We start from the raw sequence: 22707 nt of genomic DNA, 5'->3' as shown, positions 1-22707 counted from the left end.
AGGGCCCCATTTTACGGCCCGGTTGCCCCCGATGCCCGCATTGATTCGCATCCGTATCGTTCTATTGCTGTCGGCGCTCGCCGCGCTGCCGGCCACCGGTGCCGCCGCCGCCGCGCCGACGGCCACCGCCAAGCTGCCGCCGAGCGCCGCTGCGTCCTCGCTGACGCCGGTGCTGGCCGGCGAGTTCGCGCTGCAGGCCGGGCAGTTGGCCGATGCCTCGCACTGGTACCTGGAGGCGGCGAACGAGGCGCCCGGCGATGCCGGCCTGGCCGAGCGCGCGACCCGTATCGCTATGCTGGCCAACGACAACGCGGCCGCGGCGCAGGCCCTGGCGCTGTGGCGCCAGCGCGCGCCGGAGTCGCTGCCGATGCGCAGTGCCGAGGCCTCGCTGGCGCTGCGCAACGGCAATCTGCGCCAGGCGCGCGGCCTGCTGGTGGCGCTGCTGCGCGACAAGGACGCGCGCGGCTGGCGCTATGCGCTGGTGGCGCTGGTCAGCGGCAACCGCGATCCGGAAGTGGCGGCGAAAGTGCTGGACCAGCTGCTCGACGCCAATGCCATCCCCGATCAGCTCGAGGCCTGGCAGGAGTTCGGGCGCCTGGCGCTGCGCCTGGAGCAGCCGAAGCTGGCCGAGCGTATCGTCGATCAACTGGTCAAGCGTTTCCCGGAAGAGCCGCGGGTGGCCCTGCTGCACGCCACCCAACTGCAACAGGCCGGCAAGACCGAGCAGGCGCGGGCGTTGCTGCAGGGCGTGGAGCCCAAGGCGCCGGCCGACCCGGAATTGCGCGGCGCGCTGGCCTACGCCTACGACGCGATCGGCGACACCGCCGCGGCGGCGCGGGTGCTGGCGCTCGGTCCGCAGAACACCCAGAACTACGGCCTGCGCGCCTCGATGCTGGCCAAGCTGCAGGACAACGCGGCGCTGAGCGCGCTGTACGAGGAGTTGCGCAAAGGCGCGGGGCAGCCGGACCCGGAGCGGCGCCTGCTGCTCGGCAAGATCGCCGAGTTCCTGAAGCGCTATCAGGAAGCGGTGACCTGGTACCGCGGCGTGCCGGGCGGCCCGCTGCGCAACGAAGCGCGGTTGCGCACCGCCGGCGCGCTGTACGAACTCGGGCAGAAGGATGCCGCCTTCACCGAGGCGCGCGCGCTGCAGGACGATGCCGAGGCCGACGACGCCGCGCGCCGCGACGCCTACGTGCTGGAGGCGGAACTGCGCCAGCGCAGTGGCGACGACGACGGCGAACTGCAGGTGTTCGAGCGCGGCCTGGCCGCCTATCCGGACGACAATGCGTTGCTGTACGCGCGCGGCCTGGCCTGGGAGCGGCGCGACCGCATCGACCGTGCCGAAGCCGACCTGCGCAAGATCCTGGTCACCGAGCCGGAGAACGTGGCCGCGCTCAATGCGCTCGGCTACACCCTGGCCGACCGCACCCATCGCTACCGCGAGGCGCTGCAGTTGATCGATCGCGCGCGTACCGCCGATCCGGACAACGCCGCGATCATCGACAGCTATGGCTGGGTGCTGTACCGGCTGGGCAAGACCCAGGAAGCGCTGGTGCAGCTGCGCCGCGCCTGGACTCTGTTCAAGGATCCGGAGATCGCCGCGCATATCGGCCAGGTGCTGTGGGAGCAGGGCAAGCACGACGAGGCCACCAAGTATTTCGACGAGGCGCGCAAGCTCGATCCGAAGAATCGCGCGCTGCAGCGGGCGATGGAAAAGGTCGCGCCGTGAGGGCGGCGTTGCGCGCGGCATGGGCGCTGACGGCGCTGCTGGCGCTGGCCGGCTGTACTTCGCTGGCGCCGCGGCAGGCGCCGCCGGCCGCGAGCGCACCGCTCGACGAGGCCGCGCGCCAGGCCGAAGCGGCCCGCAGCGCCTGGCTGGCCGCGCATCCGAACTGGTCGTTCCAGGGTCGGGTGGCGATCACCAAGGGCCGCAATGGCGGTAGCGGCCGCATCGACTGGGCGCAGCAGCAGCGCCAGTACCGGATCGAGCTCAGCGCGCCGGTGACCCGGCAGAGCTGGCGCCTGACCGGCGACAGCCAGCGCGGCGGCGGCCGTCTGGAAGGGTTGGAGGGCGGTCCGCGCGCCGGCGAGGATGCGCAGCAGCTGCTGCTCGAGGCCACAGGTTGGGAGATTCCGGTCAATCTGCTGCCGGATTGGGTGCGTGGGCAAGTCGCGGTGGACGCAGGCGCGCCGGAGCAGGTGAGCTACGACGCCGAAGGGCGTCCGCAGGCGCTGCGGCAGATGGGCTGGGAGATCCAGTTCCAGGAGTGGTACCCGCCCAGCGACGGCCGTCCGGCCTTGCCGCGGCGCATCGAGGCGCGCAACGGCGACGCCAAGGTGCGCCTGCTGCTGGACCAGTGGGACTTCGCCGCGCCATGAGCGCAGTGGGAGAGAACGGCTGGTCGGCCTGGCCGGCCCCGGCGAAGCTGAACCTGTTTCTGCAGATCACCGGCCGCCGCGCCGACGGCTATCACGCGCTGCAGACCGTCTTCCGCCTGCTCGATTGGGGCGACACCGTACATCTGCGCGTGCGCGCCGACGGCGTGGTGGCGCGGCTCGGCGACTCCGTGCCGGGCGTCGCCGAGGCCGACGACCTGCTGGTGCGGGCCGCGCGGCTGCTGCAAAAACACGCCAAGATCGCCCAAGGTGTCGACATCCGCGTCGAAAAGCGCATTCCTGCCGGGGGCGGTTTCGGTGGCGGTTCGTCCGACGCGGCGACTGCGCTGGTCGCGCTGAACGCGCTGTGGGGCGCCGGACTGGACGAGGACGCGCTGGCCGGCCTGGGCCTGGCGCTGGGTGCGGACGTGCCGGTGTTCGTGCGCGGCCGCGATGCCTGGGCCGAGGGCGTGGGCGAACTGCTGACTCCATTGCCACTGCCGCCGGCCTGGTATGTGCTGGCCGATCCGGGGGTTCACGTGCCCACCGCGGCGCTGTTCCAGGCCCCGGATTTGACGCGGGATGCTGCGCCCGCGAAAATGGCCGACTTCGTTTCAGGTTTCCTGCTCGGCAATGCGTTCGAGCCGGTGCTGCTCCGCTGCGAACCGGCCATCCAGGCCGTGTTCCAGGCGCTAGCGCAGATCGGCACGCCGCGCCTTACCGGGTCGGGGAGCGGGTGTTTCGTCGAGTTCGCCGATCGCGCTGCCGCCGTGCGCGCGCTGGCGGCCTTGCCGGACGGATTGCGCGCCTGGGTGGCTGGTGGCGTGACCCGTTCGCCGCTGCTCGATGCGCTGGAGGCATAGCAACAGTTTCATGCAGGGGCGTCGCCAAGAGGCCCAAGGCACCAGGTTTTGATCCTGGCATTCGTAGGTTCGAATCCTACCGCCCCTGCCAATTATGTATGCAGATCCCTCTGCAAAAGCCCGCACATCCATGTGCGGGGGTTCAACAGGTAGAAGCGTCGCTTCGCCTGGTTTTTCCCGCTTTCCATGCTGTTTCTTCGTTGCACATTCGCCGCCGCCCGAGACACTCCTCATGCAAGATCAACGTAACCTGCTGGTGTTCTCCGGCAATGCCAACAAGCCGCTTGCCAAGAGCATCTGCAAGGAGCTGGGCGTGCGTCCGGGCAAGGCGATGGTGTCGCGCTTCTCCGATGGCGAAGTGCAGGTGGAGATCGAGGAGAACGTGCGCCGGCAGGAAGTGTTCGTGATCCAGCCGACCTGCGCGCCCAGCGCGGAGAACCTGATGGAGTTGCTGGTGCTGATCGACGCGCTCAAGCGCGCCAGCGCCGCCAGCGTCACCGCGGTGGTGCCGTACTTCGGCTACTCGCGGCAGGACCGGCGCATGCGTTCCTCGCGCGTGCCGATCACCGCCAAGGTCGCGGCGAAGATGTTCACCGCGGTCAATGCCGACCGCGTGCTGACCGTGGACCTGCACGCCGACCAGATCCAGGGCTTCTTCGACATACCGGTCGACAACGTCTACGCCTCACCGCTGCTGCTGGCCGACATCTGGCGCGCCTACGGCACCGATAACCTGATTGTGGTGTCGCCGGACGTGGGCGGCGTGGTCCGCGCCCGCGCCGTGGCCAAGCGCCTGGATGACGCCGACCTGGCGATCATCGACAAGCGCCGCCCGCGCGCCAACGTGTCCACGGTGATGAACATCATCGGCGACGTCGAAGGCAAGACCTGCGTGCTGGTCGACGACATCGTCGATACCGCCGGCACCCTGTGCGCCGCCGCAGCCGCGCTGAAGGCGCAGGGCGCGCTGAAAGTGGCCGCGTACTGCACCCATCCGGTGCTGTCCGGCCCGGCGGTCAGCAACATCAGCAATTCGCAGCTCGACGAACTGGTCGTCACCGACACGATTCCGTTGTCGGACGCCGCGCGCGGCTGCAACAAGATCCGCCAGCTCAGCGTCGCCGAGCTGCTGGCCGAAACCATCCGCCGCATCGCCTTCGGCGAGTCGGTGAGTTCGTTGTACGTCGATTGATCTAAGGGCGGGGATTGGAGATTCGGGTTGGGGATTCGCAACGGCGCTGGCTCTGCGAATCCCCAATCCCGAATCCCCAATCCCGGCTCCACACAGACTCTTCTGGTCGCGGAAGAGTCCTCAAAACCGCCGCGAGGCGGTTCATTCAACCAAGGTAGTAAACGCAAATGGCAACCACACATGAAATCAAGGTTCAGCGCCGCGAGGTCGAGGGTAAGGGTGCGAGCCGCCGCCTCCGTCGCGACGGCCTGATCCCCGCCATCGTCTACGGTGGCGAACTGAAGCCGGTCAACATCGAGCTCAACCACAACGAAGTCTGGCTCGCCAGCCAGAACGACTGGTTCTATTCGTCGATCCTGAGCCTGAGCCTGAACGGCGACATCCAGAAGGTGCTGCTGCGCGATATGCAGCGTCATCCGTTCAAGCAGCTGATCCTGCACATCGACTTCCAGCGCGTGAACGACAACGAGGTGCTGCATGCCTCGGTGCCGCTGCACTTCCTCAACGAGGACACCTCGCCGGCCGGCAAGTCGGCCGAAGTGGTGGTCACCCACGAGCTGAATGAGATCCAGGTCGTGTGCCTGCCGAAGGACCTGCCGGAGTTCGTCGAAGTCGACCTGTCCGCGCTGTCCGTCGGCGACGTGATCCACCTGTCCGATCTGAAGCTGCCGGCCGGCGTCGAGCTGCCGGAGCTGAAGCTGGGCAAGGAGCACGACGTGGCGGTGGTCATCGCCAAGCACGGCCGTGTCGAAGCCGAGCCGGAAGCGACCGATGCCCCGGCCGCGGCCGAGCCGGCGAAGAAGGACGGCAAGTAATCGCCTGCGCAGCGCCCGGGCCGTCTGGTCCGGGTGCTGCGGCGATGCTGCGGCATGACTGGTCTGCGTCTGATCGTCGGTCTGGGCAATCCCGGAGCCGAACACGCGAACACCCGGCACAACGCCGGGTTTCGTTTTGTCGAACATCTGGCCGAGCGGGCCGGCGCGCGCTGGAGCGTGGACGCCAAGCTGTTCGGCGAAACCGCCAAGGTCGATGTGGCCGGGCAGGCGGTATGGCTGTTGAAACCGGCCACCTTCATGAATCTCAGCGGCAAGTCGGTGACCGCCGCATTGCGCTACTGGAAGATCGAACCGGCGCAGGCGCTGCTGGCGCACGACGAGCTGGATCTGGCGCCGGGTACGGCGCGACTCAAGTTCGACGGCGGCCATGGCGGGCAAAACGGGCTGCGCGACACCATTCGCCTGCTTGGGCATGCCGGTTTCCATCGGCTGCGCATCGGCATCGGCCATCCCGGGCACAAGGACAAGGTCGTACCCTGGGTGCTGGGGCGTGCAAGCAAGGACGACCAGATCCTGATCGACCGCGCCATCGACGAGGCCATCGCGGTGCTACCGCTGGCGGTGCAGGGCGATTTCAACGAGGCGATGAAGCGGCTGCATACGAGCAGGGATTCGTGATTGGGGATTGGGGATTCGCGGCCGTGCGGCATGGCGAATCTCCAATCCCGAATCCCAAATCCCGGAAGTGAACCATGGGCATCAAGTGCGGCATCGTCGGCCTGCCCAACGTCGGCAAGTCGACCCTGTTCAATGCGCTGACCAAGGCGGGCATCGCGGCGGCCAATTTCCCGTTCTGCACCATCGAGCCCAACGTCGGTGTGGTGCCGGTGCCGGATCCGCGGCTGGGCGAGCTGTCCAAGATCATCAATCCGCAGAAGGTCGTGCCGACCGCGGTCGAGTTCGTCGACATCGCCGGCCTGGTCGCCGGCGCGGCCAGCGGCGAGGGCCTGGGCAACAAGTTCCTGGCGCACATCCGCGAGGTCGATGCGATCACCCACGTGGTGCGCTGCTTCGAGAACGCCGACGTCATCCACGTCAACAACAAGGTCGATCCGATCTCGGACATCGAGACCATCGATACCGAGCTGGCCCTGGCCGACCTGGACAGCGTCGAGAAGGCGCTGAACCGCGCCGAGCGCAGCGCCAAGGGTGGCGACAAGGACGCGGCCGCGCGCAAGCCGGTGCTGGCCAAGCTGCAGGCCGCGCTGGCCGACGGCAAGGCCGGGCGCACTGCGGGCCTGGACGAGGAAGAGAAGGCGCTGGTGCGCGATCTGTTCCTGCTCACGCTCAAGCCGGTGATGTACATCGCCAACGTGCTCGAGGACGGCTTCGAGAACAATCCGCACCTGGATGCGGTGCGCGCGCGCGCCGCCACCGAGGGCGCCGAAGTGGTGCCGGTGTCGGCGGCGATCGAAGAAGAGCTGTCGCAGCTGGACGACGCCGATCGCGACACCTTCCTGGCCGACCTGGGCCTGGCCGAGCCGGGCTTGAACCGGGTGATCCGCGCGGCGTATTCGCTGCTTGGGCTGCAGACCTATTTCACCGCCGGGGTCAAGGAAGTGCGCGCGTGGACGGTGAAGGCCGGATCGACCGCGCCGCAGGCCGCCGCGGTGATCCACACCGATTTCGAGAAGGGCTTCATCCGCGCCGAAACCATCGCCTACGACGACTTCATCAAGTACAAGGGCGAAGCCGGCGCGCGCGAGGCCGGGCGGCTGCGCCTGGAGGGCAAGGAATACCGCGTGCAGGAAGGCGATGTGCTGCATTTCCGCTTCAACGTCTGACCCGCATGCGCGCGTTCGCGCCGTGCCACGGGCGTGGCGCGCGCGGTGCGCGTTTCCTGCGACATCGCGTCAAAATACTGTTGACAAGGCAGGGATGTCAGGGAAGAATAGCGGGCTGTTTCACCCCGTGCTGATTTCGGCCTTGCGGCCTGATCGGGACGGGTAGCTGGAGGGATACCCAAGCGGCCAACGGGGGCAGACTGTAAATCTGCTGGCTTACGCCTTCGGTGGTTCGAATCCACCTCCCTCCACCAGTTTTTTTGTTGTGGCAGTGCGGCATCCCGTAGCGGGAGTAGTTCAACGGTAGAACCTCAGCCTTCCAAGCTGATGGTGCGGGTTCGATTCCCGTCTCCCGCTCCATTGAACGCGCTTGTGTCACAATAGAACTACGCTCACGTAGCTCAGTCGGTAGAGCACCTCCTTGGTAAGGAGGAGGTCGAAGGTTCGATTCCTTTCGTGAGCACCATCTTCAGTCTTCAAATCTTTCTACGATCACCGAGAAGAAGCAGCCATGGCCAAGGGTAAGTTCGAGCGCACCAAGCCGCACGTCAACGTCGGCACCATCGGTCACGTCGACCACGGCAAGACCACGCTGACCGCGGCGCTGACCAAGATCGGCGCAGAGCGCTTCGGCGGCGAGTTCAAGGCATACGACGCGATCGACGCGGCGCCGGAAGAGAAGGCGCGCGGCATCACGATCTCGACCGCGCACGTGGAATACGAATCCCCGAACCGTCACTACGCGCACGTCGATTGCCCGGGTCACGCGGACTACGTCAAGAACATGATCACCGGTGCGGCGCAGATGGACGGCGCGATCCTGGTGTGCTCGGCCGCTGACGGCCCGATGCCGCAGACCCGCGAGCACATCCTGCTGTCGCGCCAGGTCGGCGTGCCGCACATCGTGGTGTTCCTGAACAAGGCCGACATGGTCGACGACGCCGAGCTGCTCGAGCTGGTCGAAATGGAAGTGCGCGAGCTGCTGAGCAAGTACGACTTCCCGGGCGACGACACTCCGATCATCCACGGTTCGGCGCGTCTGGCGCTGGAAGGCGACCAGAGCGAGATCGGCGTGCCGTCGATCCTGAAGCTGGTGGAAGCGCTGGATACGTTCATCCCGGAGCCGCAGCGCGACGTGGACAAGCCGTTCCTGATGCCGGTGGAAGACGTGTTCTCGATCTCCGGCCGCGGCACCGTGGTGACCGGTCGTATCGAGCGCGGCATCATCAAGGTGGGCGACGAAATCGAAATCGTCGGCATCCGCGCCACGCAGAAGACCACGGTCACCGGCGTGGAAATGTTCCGCAAGCTGCTGGACCAGGGCCAGGCGGGCGACAACGCCGGTCTGCTGCTGCGCGGCACCAAGCGTGACGACGTGGAGCGCGGCCAGGTGCTGTGCAAGCCGGGTTCGATCAAGCCGCACACCGAGTTCGAAGCCGAAGTCTACGTACTGTCGAAGGACGAAGGCGGCCGTCACACCCCGTTCTTCAAGGGCTACCGTCCGCAGTTCTACTTCCGCACCACCGACATCACCGGCGCTTGCGAGCTGCCGGAAGGTGTGGAGATGGTGATGCCGGGCGACAACGTGAAGATGGTGGTCACGCTGATCAACCCGGTGGCGATGGACGAAGGCCTGCGTTTCGCGATCCGCGAAGGCGGCCGTACCGTCGGCGCCGGCGTGGTGGCCAAGATCATCAAGTAATGCCCGCTGCGGCGACTTCGGTCGCCGCAGTTTGACGATGTGCAGGCGGCTTCGGCCGTCGGGTTCAGCGAAGGGCGGGCCGGAACCTTCGGTCCGCCTTCGCCGTCTAAGGGAAGTGCAATCGTTCTTACTACACGCCAGTAGCTCAATTGGCAGAGCAGCGGTCTCCAAAACCGCAGGTTGGGGGTTCGAGTCCCTCCTGGCGTGCCAATTTGCCGCACCCTATCCAGTGACCTTGGTCGCATAGCCGCAAGAGTCGGATGAACAGCAAGATCGAGCATTCCAAAGGCAACGCCGCTTCCACCGGTGGCGATATCGTCAAGTACGTCATCGCTGCCTTGCTGGTGGTTGCGGGCCTGTTTGTCTGGTTCTGGTTCGGCGAGCCGAGTCGTGCGACGCAGCTGGGTAGCTGGTCTGGACCGCTGCGTGGCCTGGCGGTCATCGTCGGCCTGGTCGCGGCCGCCGCGGTGTTTCTGCTGACCGCCAAGGGGCGCGAGTCCCGCGAGTTCGTGTCCGAGTCCCGGTTCGAGCTGCGCAAGGTGGTCTGGCCGACCCGTCAGGAAGCGATCCGCACCACCTGGGTCGTGATCGTGGTGGTGATCATTCTGAGTCTGCTGCTGGGCGGGTTCGATTTCCTGATCCAGAAGCTGATGCAGTGGTTCGTGAGTCGTTGAGGAGAGTGCAGCAGTGAAGCGTTGGTATGTCGTTCACGCCTATTCAGGCTTCGAGAAGTCCGTGGCCCAAGCGCTGCGCGACCGCATTGTGCGTGACGAGATGCAGGAGCGCTTCGGCGACGTGCTGGTGCCGACCGAGGAAGTGATCGAAATGCGCTCCGGCCAGAAACGCCGTTCCGAGCGCAAGTTCTTCCCGGGCTACGTGCTGGTGCAGATCGAGACCCACGAAGAAGCCGGCATCCCGCGCATCGACAACGAAAGCTGGCACTTGGTCAAGGAAACCTCGAAGGTCATGGGGTTCATCGGCGGCACCGCCGATCGCCCGCTTCCGATCCGCGACGAAGAGGCCGATGCGATCCTGCAGCGCGTTCAGGATGGCGTGGAGAAGCCGCGTCCGAAGGTGCTGTTCGAGCCGGGCCAGATGGTCCGCGTCACCGATGGCCCGTTCAACGACTTCAATGGCGTGGTCGAGGAAGTCAACTACGAGAAGAGCCGCCTGCGCGTTGCGGTGCTGATCTTCGGCCGCTCCACCCCGGTGGAGCTGGAATTCGGCCAGGTCGAGAAGGCCTGAGCCCGCGCCGGCGCAGCTGCGCCGGACGCCAAAATCTCTGCTATACTGCGCGGCTCGCTGTCCAGGCTCGCCGCCTGGCAGGACCGGAAGCCGCCGCAAGGCGGCTTTCTGCGCACTTCAAACGTGATGGCGGGACACGTGATTTTCCCGTCGCGATGGGGAGCCTGCAAGTTGGGCGCTAGCACCCGGAGACCACTGAAATGGCAAAGAAAGTAGTCGGTTACATCAAGCTGCAGGTGAAGGCCGGTCAGGCCAACCCCTCGCCGCCGGTCGGTCCTGCGCTGGGTCAGCGCGGCCTGAACATCATGGAATTCTGCAAGGCGTTCAATGCCGCCACGCAGAAGCTGGAGCCGGGCTTGCCCACTCCGGTCATCATCACGGCCTATTCGGACCGTACCTTCACCTTCATCACCAAGAGCACCCCTGCGAGCGTGCTGTTGAAGAAGGCCGCAGGTGTCACCTCCGGTTCCAAGCGCCCGAACACCGAAAAGGTGGGCAAGGTCACCCGCAAGCAGCTCGAAGAGATCGCCAAGGCGAAGGAAGCCGACCTGACTGCAGCCGAGCTGGAAGCGGCGGTACGTACGATTGCGGGTTCCGCCCGCAGCATGGGCCTGACGGTGGAGGGTTAAGCGATGGCACAGACCAAGCGACAGAAAGCAATCCGTGCTGCCGTGCAGCCGGGCAAGGCGTATTCGATCGACGAAGCGCTGAAGATCCTCAAGTCCACCAGCAAGGCCAAGTTCGTCGAAGCCGTCGACGTGGCCGTGCGCCTGGGCGTGGATGCCAAGAAGTCCGACCAGCAGGTGCGCGGTTCCACCGTGCTGCCGGCCGGTACCGGCAAGAGCGTGCGCGTGGCCGTGTTCGCCCCGGCCGGCGCCAAGGCTGACGAAGCCCTGGCCGCTGGCGCCGAAGCCGTCGGCATGGACGACCTGGCCGAGAAGATGCAGGCCGGCGACCTGAACTACGACGTGGTCATCGCCACCCCGGACGCGATGCGCGTCGTCGGCAAGTTGGGCACGCTGCTGGGCCCGCGCGGCCTGATGCCGAACCCGAAGGTCGGCACCGTGTCGGCCAATCCGGCCGAAGCGGTGAAGAACGCCAAGTCGGGTCAGGTGCGCTACCGCACCGACAAGGCCGGCATCATCCACTGCACCATCGGCAAGGCCAGCTTCGAAGACGAAGCGCTGAAGAACAACCTGCAGGCGCTGCTGATGGACCTGGTCAAGGCCAAGCCGGCCACGTCCAAGGGTACCTATCTGCAGAAGATCTCGGTGAGCTCGACCATGGGTCCGGGCGTCACCGTCGATCAGGCTTCGCTGTCCCTGAAGTAATTCGCGAGACGGCGGCGCTCCGCGAGGGGCGCCGCCGGTTTCACCCTTTTGAAGGCGTCGCCGAGGGGCAACCCGGAGCGAAGCCGTCAAAGACCGCAGGCGCGGTCGGCGCATACCGACGACGGGCACGGAAGCTCGATATGGCAAGGAGTCGCCGTCGGTACAGCGGGATCGCTTAATCCAGTCCCCTCGGGGACGCGCCGGCGTAGATGGTGCCGCCTTTCTGGAGTTTTTCTGGTTCAGGCCAGTTCGGGGTTTCCCGAGCGCGCTCACTCCAGGTCTGGAACGGCCACCAACTGGGATGCCACTCGGCGTCCCCGGCATCCAGGATGGAGGCCGCCCAGGACCGCAAGCGGCAGGAGCCGCAAGCGGAGTTTGTTTGAAGCGAGAATTCGCGATTCGCGATCGGGGATTGGCAAGGGCGGCGGTATCGCTCCTGACGAATCCCGAATCACCAATCCCGACTCTCTGCTTTAACGGAGGAGTGCAATGGCTCTCAATCTGTCCCAGAAGCAAGAAGTCGTCGCCGAACTGGCAGACGTTGCCGCGAAGGCTCACTCCTTGGTTGCTGCCGAGTACGCCGGCATCACGGTCGCCCAGCTGACCGCGATGCGCAAGAAGGCGCGCGAAACCGGTGTGTACTTGCGTGTTGTCAAGAACACCCTTGCCGCGCGTGCCGTTGCCGGTACCGAATACGAGTGCGTCCAGGACGCGCTGGTCGGTCCGCTGCTGTATGCGTTCTCGACGGAAGAACCCGGCGCTGCCGGTCGTCTGATCAAGGAATTCGCCAAGGGTAACGACAAGCTGCAAGCCAAGGTCGTGTCGATGGGTGGCCAGCTGTATCCGGCCGCTCACCTCGAGGTGTTGGCATCGCTGCCGACCCGCGAGCAGGCGCTGGCCATGCTGGCACGCGTCCTCGCCGAGCCGGCGAGCATGTTTGCACGCGCGGTCAAGGCAGTGGGCGACAAGCTCGGTGGTGGCGAAGAAGCCCCCGCCGCAGCGGAAGAAGCCCCGGCCGAAACGGCTTAAGTTCGCGACACCTGAAACGGTTCACTAGAACCTCATCCAGAAAAAAATTCCAAAGGTAATCACAATGTCCCTGTCTAACGAACAGATCGTCGACGCAATCGCCGAAAAGACCCTCATGGAAGTGATGGAGCTGGTCAAGGCCATCGAAGAGAAGTTTGGCGTCTCCGCCGCCGCCCCGGTCGCCGCTGCCGGCCCGGCCGCTGCTGCTGCCCCGGTCGAAGAGCAGACCGAGTTCAACGTCATCCTGAAGGCTATCGGCGAGAAGAAGGTCGAAGTCATTAAGGCCGTCCGCGCCATCACCGGCCTGGGCCTGAAGGAAGCGAAGGACCTCGTCGAAGGTGCTCCGCAGACCGTCAAGGAAGCCGTGTCGAAGGAAGATTCCGAGAAGTTCAAGAAGGATCTCGAGGCCGCCGGCGCGACCGTCGAAATCAAGTAATCGGCATCTTGCATCGCCAGCGTGTCAGGTGATGCATCGAAGGCTGGGGACGCAAGTCCCCGGCCTTTGGCCGTTGTTGCAAAGCCGGGATTGGAGATTCGGCATTAGGGATTTGATGGCGCCCGTTTGGCCCATCCCGAATCCCGTCATCCCCAATTTCGGCCTTACCGAGTTGGTAGTTGGAAGTAGCAAGAGAAGGCGTGCTGGTGCCGGCAATACCAGCGACTTCCAACTGACAATTTATGTTCACTCAGGGCCGCGGACGCGCGGCCCGCACAGCCAAGGTGATACCTCATGACGTCTTATTCGTTCACCGAAAAGAAGCGTATCCGCAAGGATTTCGGCAAGCAGCGCTCGATCCTCGAAGTGCCGTTCCTGCTGGCGATCCAGGTGGATTCCTACCGCGAATTCCTGCAGGAAAACACCGACCCGAACAAGCGTTCGGACCACGGCCTGCACGCGGCCCTGAAATCGGTGTTCCCGATCTCCAGCTACAGCGGCAACGCGGCCCTGGAGTACGTCGGCTACAAGCTGGGCGACCCGGTGTTCGACGAGCGTGAATGCCGCCAGCGCGGCATGAGCTACGGCGCCCCGCTGCGCGTGACCGTGCGCCTGGTGATCTACGACCGCGAGTCCTCGACCAAGGCCATCAAGTACGTGAAGGAGCAGGAGGTCTATCTCGGCGAAATCCCGCTGATGACCGACAACGGCACCTTCATCGTCAACGGCACCGAGCGCGTCATCGTCTCGCAGCTGCACCGTTCGCCGGGCGTGTTCTTCGATCACGACCGCGGCAAGACCCACAGCTCGGGCAAGCTGCTGTACAGCGCCCGCATCATCCCGTACCGCGGTTCCTGGCTGGACTTCGAGTTCGACCCGAAGGACGCGCTGTTCACCCGTATCGACCGCCGCCGCAAGCTGCCGGTGTCGATCCTGCTGCGCGCGCTCGGCTACTCGAACGAAGAGATGCTGGCCGAGTTCTTCGAGATCAACACCTTCCACATCGACCCGAAGGAAGGCGTGCAGCTGGAGCTGGTGCCCGAGCGCCTGCGCGGCGAGACGCTGAACTTCGACCTGGCCGATGGCGACAAGGTCATCGTCGAGGCCGGCAAGCGCATCACCGCGCGCCACGTCAAGCAGCTGGAAGCCGCCGGCGTCGCCGCGCTGGCCGTGCCCGACGAGTACCTGGTCGGCCGCATCCTGTCGCACGACGTAGTCGATGCCTCGACCGGCGAACTGCTGGCCAGCGCCAACGACGAGATCAGCGAAGATCAGCTGACCGCGTTCCGCAAGGCCGGCGTCGACGCCGTGGGCACGCTGTGGGTCAACGATCTGGATCGTGGTCCGTACCTGTCCAACACCCTGCGCATCGATCCGACCAAGACCCAGCTGGAAGCGCTGGTCGAGATCTACCGCATGATGCGTCCCGGCGAGCCGCCGACCAAGGATGCCGCGCAGAACCTGTTCCACAACCTGTTCTTCACCTTCGAGCGCTACGACCTGTCCACGGTCGGCCGCATGAAGTTCAACCGCCGTGTCGGCCGCAAGGAAGTCACCGGCGAGTCGGTGCTGTACGACAAGAAGTACTTCGGCGAGCGCAACGACGAAGAGTCCAAGCGCCTGGTCGCCGAGCATGCCGACAGCTCCGACATCCTGGAAGTGATCAAGGTCCTGACCGAGATCCGCAACGGCCGCGGCGTGGTCGACGACATCGACCACCTCGGCAACCGTCGCGTGCGTTCGGTCGGCGAAATGGCCGAGAACGTGTTCCGCGTGGGCCTGGTCCGCGTCGAGCGCGCGGTCAAGGAGCGCCTGTCGATGGCCGAGTCCGAAGGCCTGACCCCGCAGGAACTGATCAACGCCAAGCCGGTGGCCGCCGCGATCAAGGAGTTCTTCGGCTCCTCGCAGCTGTCGCAGTTCATGGATCAGAACAACCCGCTGTCGGAAGTGACGCACAAGCGCCGCGTCTCCGCGCTGGGTCCGGGCGGCCTGACCCGCGAACGCGCCGGCTTCGAAGTGCGCGACGTGCATCCGACCCACTACGGCCGCGTCTGCACCATCGAGACGCCGGAAGGCCCGAACATCGGCCTGATCAACTCGCTGGCGGTGTATGCCCGCACCAACCAGTACGGCTTCCTGGAGACGCCGTACCGGAAGGTCGTGGACGGCCAGATCACCGACGACGTCGAATACCTGTCGGCGATCGAAGAGAACGAGTACGTGATCGCGCAGGCCAACGCGCTGCACGATTCCAAGAGCCGCCTGACCGAGCAGTTCGTGCCGTGCCGCTACCAGGGCGAGTCGCTGCTGAAGCCGCCGGCCGAAGTGCACTTCATGGACGTGTCGCCGATGCAGACCGTGTCCATCGCGGCGGCGCTGGTGCCGTTCCTGGAGCACGATGACGCCAACCGCGCGCTGATGGGCGCGAACATGCAGCGCCAGGCCGTGCCGACGCTGCGTGCGCAGAAGCCGCTGGTCGGTACCGGCATCGAGCGCGCCGTGGCGCGCGACTCGGGCGTGACCGTGAACGCGCGCCGTGGCGGCGTGATCGAGCAGATCGACGCCGGCCGCATCGTGGTCAAGGTCAACGAGGAAGAGATCGGCGGCGGCACCGATGCCGGCGTCGACATCTACAACCTGATCAAGTACACGCGTTCCAACCAGAACACCTGCATCAACCAGCGTCCGCTGGTCAATGTGGGCGACGTGATCGCGCGCGGCGACGTGCTGGCCGACGGTCCCTCGACCGACATCGGCGAGCTGGCCCTGGGCCAGAACATGCTGATCGCGTTCATGCCGTGGAACGGCTACAACTTCGAAGACTCCATCCTGCTCTCCGAGCGCGTGGTGGAAGAGGATCGCTACACCACGATCCACATCGAAGAGCTGACCTGCGTGGCGCGCGACACCAAGCTGGGGCCGGAGGAAATCTCCGCCGACATCCCGAACGTGTCCGAGCAGGCGTTGAACCGCCTGGACGAGTCGGGCGTGGTGTACATCGGCGCCGAAGTGCGCGCCGGCGACATCATGGTCGGCAAGGTCACGCCGAAGGGCGAGAGCCAGCTGACCCCGGAAGAGAAGCTGCTGCGCGCGATCTTTGGCGAGAAGGCCTCGGACGTGAAGGACAGCTCGCTGCGCGTGCCGCCGGGCATGGACGGCACCGTCATCGACGTGCAGGTGTTCACCCGCGACGGCATCGAGAAGGACAAGCGCGCCCGCCAGATCGAGGAAAACGAGATCAAGCGGGTCAAGAAGGACTTCGACGACCAGTTCCGCATCCTGGAAAGCGCGATCTATGCGCGTCTGCGCACTCAGCTGATCGGCAAGGTCGCCAACGGCGGTCCGAACCTGAAGAAGGGCGACACCGTCACCGACGCGTACCTGGACGGGCTGAAGAAGTCCGACTGGTTCGCGCTGCGGATGAAGGACGAGGAGCCGTCGGACGCGATCGAGCGCGCGCAGAAGCAGATCCAGGCGCACGAGAAGGAATTCGAGCGTCGCTTCGCCGACAAGCGCGGCAAGATCACCGCCGGCGACGACCTCGCCCCGGGCGTGCTGAAGATGGTCAAGGTGTTCCTGGCAGTGAAGCGCCGCATCCAGCCCGGCGACAAGATGGCCGGTCGCCACGGCAACAAGGGTGTCGTGTCGATGATCCAGCCGATCGAGGACATGCCGTACATGGCCAACGGCGAGACCGTTGACATCGTGCTGAACCCGCTCGGCGTGCCGTCGCGCATGAACATCGGCCAGGTGCTGGAAGTGCATCTGGGCTGGGCCGCAAAGGGCCTGGGTCGCAAGATCCAGAACATGCTCGAGGCGCAGACCAAGGTCGCCGACCTGCGCAAGTTCCTGACCCAGATCTACAACCACGACCAGAAGCTGGGCGAGGACCGTGTGGACCTGGATCAGTTCAGCGACGCGGAGCTGCTGCGCCTGGCCGGCAACCTGACCGACGGCGTGCCGATGGCCACCCCGGTGTTCGACGGTGCGACGGAAGCGGAGATCAAGCACATGCTCGAGCTCGCCGACCTGCCGATCAGCGGCCAGACCCAGCTGTACGACGGCCGCACCGGCGAGGCGTTCGATCGCCACACCACGGTCGGCTACATGCACATGCTGAAGCTGAACCACCTGGTCGACGACAAGATGCACGCGCGCTCCACCGGTCCGTACTCGCTCGTCACCCAGCAGCCGCTGGGCGGCAAGGCGCAGTTCGGCGGCCAGCGCTTCGGCGAAATGGAAGTCTGGGCGCTGGAAGCCTACGGCGCGGCCTACACCCTGCAGGAAATGCTGACGGTGAAGTCCGACGACGTGCAGGGCCGCAACCAGATGTACAAGAACATCGTCGACGGCGAGCACGAGATGGTCGCGGGCATGCCGGAATCCTTCAACGTCCTGGTGAAGGAAATCCGCTCGCTGGCCATCAACATGGAACTGGAAGACTGATCGCGCAGGCGCGGGTGCCGCAGGGCACCCGCGCCGCCGCAGCGCTCTGACAGCCCATCGACACGTATTCCTCCTTTCGGAGAAACACCATGAAAGACCTGCTCAACCTCTTCAACCAGCAGCGCCAGACGCTGGACTTCGACGCGATCAAGATCGCGTTGGCCTCGCCGGACCTGATCCGTTCGTGGTCCTTCGGCGAAGTGAAGAAGCCGGAAACGATCAACTACCGTACCTTCAAGCCCGAGCGCGACGGCCTGTTCTGCGCCGCGATCTTCGGTCCGATCAAGGACTACGAGTGCCTGTGCGGCAAGTACAAGCGCATGAAGCACCGTGGCGTGGTCTGCGAGAAGTGCGGCACCGAAGTGACCCTGGCCAAGGTGCGCCGCGAGCGCATGGGCCACATCGACCTGGCCTCGCCGGTCGCGCACATCTGGTTCCTGAAGTCGCTGCCGTCGCGCATCGGCCTGATGCTGGACATGACCCTGCGCGACATCGAGCGCGTGCTGTACTTCGAAGCCTATGTGGTGACCGAGCCGGGCCTGACCGCCCTGGAGCGCCGCCAGCTGCTGACCGAAGAGCAGTTCCTGACCGCGCGCCAGGAGCACGGCGACGACTTCGACGCCGCGATGGGCGCCGAGGCGGTGTACGAGCTGCTGCGCACGATCGACCTGCAGTCGGAAATGACCCGCCTGCGCGAAGAGATCGCCGGCACCGGGTCGGAAACCAAGCTCAAGCGTCTGACCAAGCGCATCAAGCTGGTCGAAGCCTTCCTCGAGTCGGGCAACCGTCCGGAGTGGATGGTGATGACCGTGCTGCCGGTGCTGCCGCCGGATCTGCGTCCGCTGGTGCCGCTGGACGGCGGCCGCTTCGCGACCTCCGATCTGAACGACCTGTACCGCCGCGTCATCAACCGCAACAACCGCCTGCGCCGCCTGCTCGAGCTCAATGCGCCGGACATCATCGTGCGCAACGAAAAGCGCATGCTGCAGGAATCGGTGGATGCGCTGCTGGACAACGGCCGCCGCGGCCGTGCCATCACCGGCACCAACAAGCGCCCGTTGAAGTCGCTCGCCGACATGATCAAGGGCAAGCAGGGCCGGTTCCGCCAGAACCTGCTCGGCAAGCGCGTGGATTACTCCGGCCGTTCGGTCATCGTGGTCGGCCCGACCCTGCGCCTGCACGAGTGCGGCCTGCCGAAGAAGATGGCGCTGGAGCTGTTCAAGCCGTTCGTGTTCGCCAAGCTGCAGCGTCGCGGCCTGGCCACCACCATCAAGGCCGCCAAGAAGCTGGTCGAGCGCGAAGAAGCCGAAGTCTGGGACATCCTGGAAGAGGTCATCCGCGAGCACCCGGTGCTGCTGAACCGTGCGCCGACCCTGCACCGTCTGGGCATCCAGGCGTTCGAGCCGGTGCTGATCGAAGGCAAGGCGATCCAGCTGCATCCGCTGGTGTGTACCGCGTTCAACGCCGACTTCGACGGTGACCAGATGGCCGTGCACGTGCCGCTGTCGCTGGAAGCGCAGCTGGAAGCGCGCGCGCTGATGATGTCCACCAACAACATCCTGTCGCCGGCTAACGGCGAGCCGATCATCGTGCCGTCGCAGGACGTGGTGCTGGGCCTGTACTACATGAGCCGCGCCCTGGAGAACAAGAAGGGCGAGGGCATGGTGTTCGCCAACATCGCCGAAGTGAAGCGCGCCTACGACAACCGCGTGGTCGAACTGCACGCCAAGGTCAAGGTCCGCATCACCGAGACGGTGATCGACGAGGACGGCAGCCGCAGCAAGAAGACCTCGATCGTGGACACCACGATCGGGCGCGCGCTGCTGGCCGAAATCCTGCCGGACGGCCTGCCGTTCGCGCTGGCCAACACCGAGCTGACCAAGAAGAACATCAGCCGCCTGATCAACTCCAGCTACCGCCAGCTGGGTCTGAAGGACAGCGTTGTGTTCGCCGACAAGCTGATGTACACCGGCTTCGCCTACGCGACCCGCGCCGGCGTGTCGATCGGCATCGACGACATGCTGATCCCGTCGGAGAAGAAGGGCATCCTCGGCGAAGCCGAGCAGGAAGTGCTTGAAATCCAGGAGCAGTACCAGTCCGGTCTGGTCACCGCCGGCGAGCGCTACAACAAGGTCGTGGACATCTGGTCGCGCACCAACGAGCGCATCGCCAAGGCGATGATGGACACCATCGGTACCGAGAAGGTCACCAATGCCAAGGGCGAGATCATCGACCAGAAGTCGATGAACTCCCTTTACATCATGGCCGACTCCGGTGCGCGTGGTAGCCAGGCGCAGATCCGTCAGCTGGCCGGTATGCGCGGCCTGATGGCGCGTCCGGACGGCTCGATCATCGAGACCCCGATCAAGGCCAACTTCCGCGAAGGCCTGAACGTGCAGGAGTACTTCAACTCCACCCACGGCGCGCGTAAGGGTCTGGCCGATACCGCGCTGAAGACCGCCAACTCGGGTTACCTGACCCGGCGTCTGGTCGACGTGGCGCAGGACGTGGTCATCACCGAACCGGATTGCGGCACCAGCGACGGCCTGACCATGACCCCGATCGTGGAAGGCGGCGACGTGGTCGAGCCGTTGAAGGATCGCGTGCTCGGTCGCGTGGTGGCCGAGGACGTGTTCCTGCCGGGCAACGACGAGGATCCGATCGTCACCCGCAACACGCTGCTCGACGAGCAGTGGGTGGCCAAGCTGGAAGAGGCCGGCGTGCAGACGCTGAAGGTGCGCTCCACGATCACCTGCGAATCCTCGTTCGGCGTGTGCGCCCGCTGCTACGGCCGCGACCTGGCGCGCGGTCACCTGGTCAACATCGGCGAAGCGGTCGGCGTCATCGCCGCGCAGTCGATCGGCGAGCCGGGTACCCAGCTGACCATGCGTACCTTCCACATCGGCGGCGCAGCTTCGCGTGCGGCGGCGGTGGACAACATCACGGTCAAGACCACCGGTTCGATCAAGTTCAACAACCTCAAGTCGGTCGAGCACGCCAACGGTTCTCTGGTGGCGGTGTCGCGTTCGGGCGAACTGTCCGTGCTCGACGGCCACGGCCGCGAGCGCGAGCGCTACAAGCTGGCCTACGGCGCCACGATCACCGCGAAGGACGGCGACGCGGTCAAGGCCGGCCAGTCGGTCGCCAACTGGGATCCGCATAACCACCCGATCGTGTCGGAAGTGGCCGGTTTCATCCGCTTCATCGACTTCATCGACGGCGTCACCGTCATCGAGAAGACCGACGATCTGACCGGCCTGGCCTCGCGCGAGATCACCGATCCGAAGCGTCGCGGCGCCCAGGCCAAGGACCTGCGCCCGATCGTGCGCATCGTCGACGGCAAGGGCAACGACCTGACCATCCCGGGCACCGATCTGCCGGCGCAGTACCTGCTGCCGCCGCGCTCGATCGTCAACCTGCAGGACGGTGCGGCGGTGGGCGTGGGCGACGTGGTCGCCAAGATCCCGCAGGAAGCATCCAAGACCCGCGACATCACCGGTGGTCTGCCGCGCGTGGCCGATCTGTTCGAAGCGCGCAAGCCGAAGGATCCGGCGATCCTGGCCGAGCGCTCGGGCATCATCAGCTTCGGCAAGGACACCAAGGGCAAGCAGCGCCTGATCATCAAGGACACTGATGGTTCGGAACACGAAGAGCTGATCCCGAAGTATCGCCAGATCATCGTGTTCGAAGGCGAGCACGTGGCCAAGGGCGAGACCGTGGTCGACGGCGAGCCGAGCCCGCAGGACATCCTGCGCCTGCTCGGCGTGGAGCCGCTGGCCGCCTACCTGGTCAAGGAAATCCAGGACGTGTATCGCCTGCAGGGCGTGAAGATCAACGACAAGCACATCGAGGTCATCACCCGGCAGATGCTGCGCAAGGTCGAGATCACCGACCAGGGCAACAGCAAGTTCCTCAACGGCGAGCAGGCCGAGCGCCAGCGCGTCATCGAGGAAAATGCCCGCCTGGTGCCCCGCAACGAGCTGCCGGCCAAGTACGACCCGGTGCTGCTGGGCATCACCAAGGCCTCGCTGGCCACCGAGTCGTTCATCTCGGCGGCGTCGTTCCAGGAAACCACCCGCGTCCTCACCGAGGCGGCGGTCCGCGGCACCAGCGACACGCTGCGCGGTCTGAAGGAAAACGTGATCGTCGGCCGTCTGATCCCGGCCGGCACCGGCCTGGCCTACCACGCCCAGCGTCGCCGTGGCGCGTCCGGCCTGACCGAGTCGGAGATGCAGACCCTGTCCGGCGGCAACGCCGAGGCGGCGGTCGAAACGCCCGCACCGGCGGCTGCCAGCAGCGAAGAGTGAGCCTGATCGGCCCCGTGCGCGGGGCTGGTCGTACCAAGCGAAAAGGGGCGCAGCGGACGCGCCCCGTGTTCCGGTCCGGGAGGGACCAGCAAGTTAAGTTTCCGTTGAGTTGACGGAGCTTTTACTTGCCCGCTATACTTTCCTGTCTCGGCAGGCCGTCCTTCGGCCTGCCTTCGTTTTCACGCATCCAGGCCCCACGGCCTCAATCAGAAGAATCCACTGATGGCGACGATCAACCAGCTGGTCCGCAAGCCGCGGCAGGCGACCACCTACAAGAGCGCCTCCCCGGCGCTTGACAAGTGCCCGCAGCGCCGTGGCGTCTGCACGCGCGTGTACACCACCACCCCGAAGAAGCCGAACTCGGCCCTGCGTAAGGTCGCCAAGGTGCGCCTGACGAACCAGGAAGAGGTCATCAGCTACATCGGTGGCGAAGGCCACAACCTGCAGGAGCACTCCGTGGTCCTGATCCGCGGCGGTCGCGTCAAGGATCTGCCGGGCGTGCGCTACCACACCGTGCGCGGTTCGCTCGATGCCGCCGGCGTCGCCAAGCGTCGCCAGGGTCGTTCCAAGTACGGCGCCAAGCGTCCGAAGAGCTAAGGGAAAGCACACAAATGTCTCGTAAAGGTTCTACTCCGCAGCGCACCGTCCTGCCGGATCCCAAGCACGGCAGCGAAACCATCGCCCGTTTCATCAACATGGTGATGCTGAGCGGCAAGAAGTCGGTCGCCGAAAAGATCGTCTATGGCGCAATGGACGTCATCGGCGAGAAAAACCCGAACGCGGTCGAGCTGGTGCAGAAGGCACTGGACAACGTCGCTCCGGCGGTCGAAGTCAAGTCGCGTCGCGTCGGCGGTGCCACGTACCAGGTGCCGGTCGAGGTGCGTACCTCCCGTCGCATGGCGCTGGCCATGCGCTGGCTGATCGACTCGGCGCGCAAGCGCGGCGAGAACTCGATGCCGCGCAAGCTCGCGGCCGAGCTGGTCGACGCCTCGGAAAACCGTGGTGGCGCCATCAAGAAGCGTGAAGAAACCCACCGCATGGCGGAAGCGAACAAGGCGTTCGCGCATTACCGCTGGTGACCTTCCGGGCCTTGGAAACAGGGCCCGTCAGCACAATCTATATGTGCTGCTAGTGGCGCCGCTGAGCGCTGCACAAATCCG

Annotated in this window: 18 protein-coding genes and 5 tRNA genes; all 23 read left to right on the top strand. The window is 65.6% G+C overall.

Features of this window, described 5'->3' with window-relative positions; translation table 11 throughout:
- Positions 1 to 31: 31 nt before the first annotated feature.
- The 23 genes from HEP74_RS16350 to rpsG all read left to right on the top strand — a co-directional run bounded on the left by HEP74_RS16350 (position 32) and on the right by rpsG (position 22626).
- Entirely contained in the window at positions 32 to 1729 is a 1698-nt protein-coding gene (locus HEP74_RS16350; RefSeq protein ID WP_185813753.1) for a tetratricopeptide repeat protein, read from the top strand.
- On the top strand, positions 1726 to 2379 hold the full coding sequence (gene lolB / locus HEP74_RS16345; protein ID WP_185813752.1) for a lipoprotein insertase outer membrane protein LolB: 654 nt from the start codon (positions 1726 to 1728) through the stop codon (positions 2377 to 2379). The genes HEP74_RS16350 and lolB overlap by 4 nt, the downstream gene beginning before the upstream one ends.
- A complete protein-coding gene (gene ispE / locus HEP74_RS16340; protein ID WP_185813751.1) occupies positions 2376 to 3239 on the top strand; it encodes a 4-(cytidine 5'-diphospho)-2-C-methyl-D-erythritol kinase in 864 nt (287 codons plus the stop codon). The genes lolB and ispE overlap by 4 nt, the downstream gene beginning before the upstream one ends.
- A 14-nt stretch (positions 3240 to 3253) precedes the next feature.
- Positions 3254 to 3330 (top strand) — tRNA-Gln (locus HEP74_RS16335).
- A 141-nt stretch (positions 3331 to 3471) separates the two neighbouring features.
- A complete protein-coding gene (locus HEP74_RS16330) occupies positions 3472 to 4431 on the top strand; it encodes a ribose-phosphate diphosphokinase (RefSeq protein WP_185813750.1) in 960 nt (319 codons plus the stop codon).
- 167 nt (positions 4432 to 4598) lie between these two features.
- A complete protein-coding gene (locus tag HEP74_RS16325) occupies positions 4599 to 5246 on the top strand; it encodes a 50S ribosomal protein L25/general stress protein Ctc (protein ID WP_185813749.1) in 648 nt (215 codons plus the stop codon).
- A gap of 54 nt (positions 5247 to 5300) precedes the next feature.
- Complete coding sequence (gene pth, locus HEP74_RS16320) at positions 5301 to 5885, top strand: aminoacyl-tRNA hydrolase (protein ID WP_185813748.1); 585 nt, start codon at positions 5301 to 5303, stop codon at positions 5883 to 5885.
- Between the two features lie 74 nt (positions 5886 to 5959).
- A complete protein-coding gene (ychF, locus tag HEP74_RS16315) occupies positions 5960 to 7051 on the top strand; it encodes a redox-regulated ATPase YchF (protein WP_185813747.1) in 1092 nt (363 codons plus the stop codon).
- A 168-nt stretch (positions 7052 to 7219) separates the two neighbouring features.
- Positions 7220 to 7305, top strand: a tRNA-Tyr gene (locus HEP74_RS16310).
- 32 nt (positions 7306 to 7337) lie between these two features.
- Positions 7338 to 7411 (top strand) — tRNA-Gly (locus HEP74_RS16305).
- 30 nt (positions 7412 to 7441) lie between these two features.
- Positions 7442 to 7517 (top strand) — tRNA-Thr (locus tag HEP74_RS16300).
- 45 nt (positions 7518 to 7562) lie between these two features.
- A complete protein-coding gene (gene tuf / locus HEP74_RS16295) occupies positions 7563 to 8753 on the top strand; it encodes an elongation factor Tu (protein WP_060747701.1) in 1191 nt (396 codons plus the stop codon).
- A 134-nt stretch (positions 8754 to 8887) separates the two neighbouring features.
- Positions 8888 to 8963, top strand: a tRNA-Trp gene (locus HEP74_RS16290).
- 50 nt (positions 8964 to 9013) lie between these two features.
- Entirely contained in the window at positions 9014 to 9427 is a 414-nt protein-coding gene (secE, locus tag HEP74_RS16285) for a preprotein translocase subunit SecE (RefSeq protein ID WP_185813746.1), read from the top strand.
- A 13-nt stretch (positions 9428 to 9440) separates the two neighbouring features.
- Positions 9441 to 9998 carry a transcription termination/antitermination protein NusG gene (gene nusG, locus HEP74_RS16280; RefSeq protein ID WP_185813745.1) on the top strand — a complete coding sequence of 186 codons (558 nt, stop codon included), beginning with the start codon at positions 9441 to 9443 and terminating at the stop codon, positions 9996 to 9998.
- Between the two features lie 200 nt (positions 9999 to 10198).
- Complete coding sequence (rplK, locus tag HEP74_RS16275; protein ID WP_145699993.1) at positions 10199 to 10627, top strand: 50S ribosomal protein L11; 429 nt, start codon at positions 10199 to 10201, stop codon at positions 10625 to 10627.
- Positions 10628 to 10630: 3 nt separating this feature from the next.
- Complete coding sequence (gene rplA / locus HEP74_RS16270; protein ID WP_185813744.1) at positions 10631 to 11329, top strand: 50S ribosomal protein L1; 699 nt, start codon at positions 10631 to 10633, stop codon at positions 11327 to 11329.
- A gap of 489 nt (positions 11330 to 11818) precedes the next feature.
- Entirely contained in the window at positions 11819 to 12358 is a 540-nt protein-coding gene (gene rplJ / locus HEP74_RS16265; RefSeq protein ID WP_185813743.1) for a 50S ribosomal protein L10, read from the top strand.
- 64 nt (positions 12359 to 12422) lie between these two features.
- Positions 12423 to 12794: a 50S ribosomal protein L7/L12 gene (gene rplL, locus HEP74_RS16260; RefSeq protein WP_185813742.1), complete on the top strand. Its 372-nt coding sequence runs from the start codon at positions 12423 to 12425 to the stop codon at positions 12792 to 12794.
- A gap of 294 nt (positions 12795 to 13088) precedes the next feature.
- Positions 13089 to 17240 (top strand): DNA-directed RNA polymerase subunit beta, encoded by a 4152-nt coding sequence (gene rpoB, locus HEP74_RS16255; RefSeq protein ID WP_185813741.1) that lies wholly within the window; start codon positions 13089 to 13091, stop codon positions 17238 to 17240.
- Positions 17241 to 17329: 89 nt separating this feature from the next.
- Positions 17330 to 21547, top strand: coding sequence for a DNA-directed RNA polymerase subunit beta' (gene rpoC, locus HEP74_RS16250; RefSeq protein ID WP_185813740.1), 4218 nt, complete (start codon positions 17330 to 17332; stop codon positions 21545 to 21547).
- A 222-nt stretch (positions 21548 to 21769) separates the two neighbouring features.
- Positions 21770 to 22144 (top strand): 30S ribosomal protein S12, encoded by a 375-nt coding sequence (rpsL, locus tag HEP74_RS16245; RefSeq protein ID WP_003469157.1) that lies wholly within the window; start codon positions 21770 to 21772, stop codon positions 22142 to 22144.
- Positions 22145 to 22158: 14 nt separating this feature from the next.
- Positions 22159 to 22626, top strand: coding sequence for a 30S ribosomal protein S7 (rpsG, locus tag HEP74_RS16240; RefSeq protein WP_185813739.1), 468 nt, complete (start codon positions 22159 to 22161; stop codon positions 22624 to 22626).
- Positions 22627 to 22707 lie beyond the last annotated feature (81 nt).

Origin of the sequence: Xanthomonas sp. SS (assembly GCF_014236835.1) — a bacterium.
Taxonomy (GTDB): Bacteria; Pseudomonadota; Gammaproteobacteria; order Xanthomonadales; family Xanthomonadaceae; genus Xanthomonas_A.
The sequence above is the reverse complement of the archived record's forward strand: the minus strand, read 5'-3'. Positions and strand labels throughout refer to the sequence as shown.

Bases quoted from the DNA above. Each gene is read 5' to 3' on its own strand.
- HEP74_RS16350 (WP_185813753.1), top strand. From the start codon at position 32: ATGCCCGCATTGATTCGCATCCGTATCGTTCTATTGCTGTCGGCGCTC.
- ispE (WP_185813751.1), top strand. From the start codon at position 2,376: ATGAGCGCAGTGGGAGAGAACGGCTGGTCGGCCTGGCCGGCCCCGGCG.
- HEP74_RS16330 (WP_185813750.1), top strand. From the start codon at position 3,472: ATGCAAGATCAACGTAACCTGCTGGTGTTCTCCGGCAATGCCAACAAG.
- HEP74_RS16325 (WP_185813749.1), top strand. From the start codon at position 4,599: ATGGCAACCACACATGAAATCAAGGTTCAGCGCCGCGAGGTCGAGGGT.
- pth (WP_185813748.1), top strand. From the start codon at position 5,301: ATGACTGGTCTGCGTCTGATCGTCGGTCTGGGCAATCCCGGAGCCGAA.
- ychF (WP_185813747.1), top strand. From the start codon at position 5,960: ATGGGCATCAAGTGCGGCATCGTCGGCCTGCCCAACGTCGGCAAGTCG.
- tuf (WP_060747701.1), top strand. From the start codon at position 7,563: ATGGCCAAGGGTAAGTTCGAGCGCACCAAGCCGCACGTCAACGTCGGC.
- secE (WP_185813746.1), top strand. From the start codon at position 9,014: ATGAACAGCAAGATCGAGCATTCCAAAGGCAACGCCGCTTCCACCGGT.
- rplK (WP_145699993.1), top strand. From the start codon at position 10,199: ATGGCAAAGAAAGTAGTCGGTTACATCAAGCTGCAGGTGAAGGCCGGT.
- rplA (WP_185813744.1), top strand. From the start codon at position 10,631: ATGGCACAGACCAAGCGACAGAAAGCAATCCGTGCTGCCGTGCAGCCG.
- rplJ (WP_185813743.1), top strand. From the start codon at position 11,819: ATGGCTCTCAATCTGTCCCAGAAGCAAGAAGTCGTCGCCGAACTGGCA.
- rplL (WP_185813742.1), top strand. From the start codon at position 12,423: ATGTCCCTGTCTAACGAACAGATCGTCGACGCAATCGCCGAAAAGACC.
- rpoB (WP_185813741.1), top strand. From the start codon at position 13,089: ATGACGTCTTATTCGTTCACCGAAAAGAAGCGTATCCGCAAGGATTTC.
- rpoC (WP_185813740.1), top strand. From the start codon at position 17,330: ATGAAAGACCTGCTCAACCTCTTCAACCAGCAGCGCCAGACGCTGGAC.
- rpsL (WP_003469157.1), top strand. From the start codon at position 21,770: ATGGCGACGATCAACCAGCTGGTCCGCAAGCCGCGGCAGGCGACCACC.
- rpsG (WP_185813739.1), top strand. From the start codon at position 22,159: ATGTCTCGTAAAGGTTCTACTCCGCAGCGCACCGTCCTGCCGGATCCC.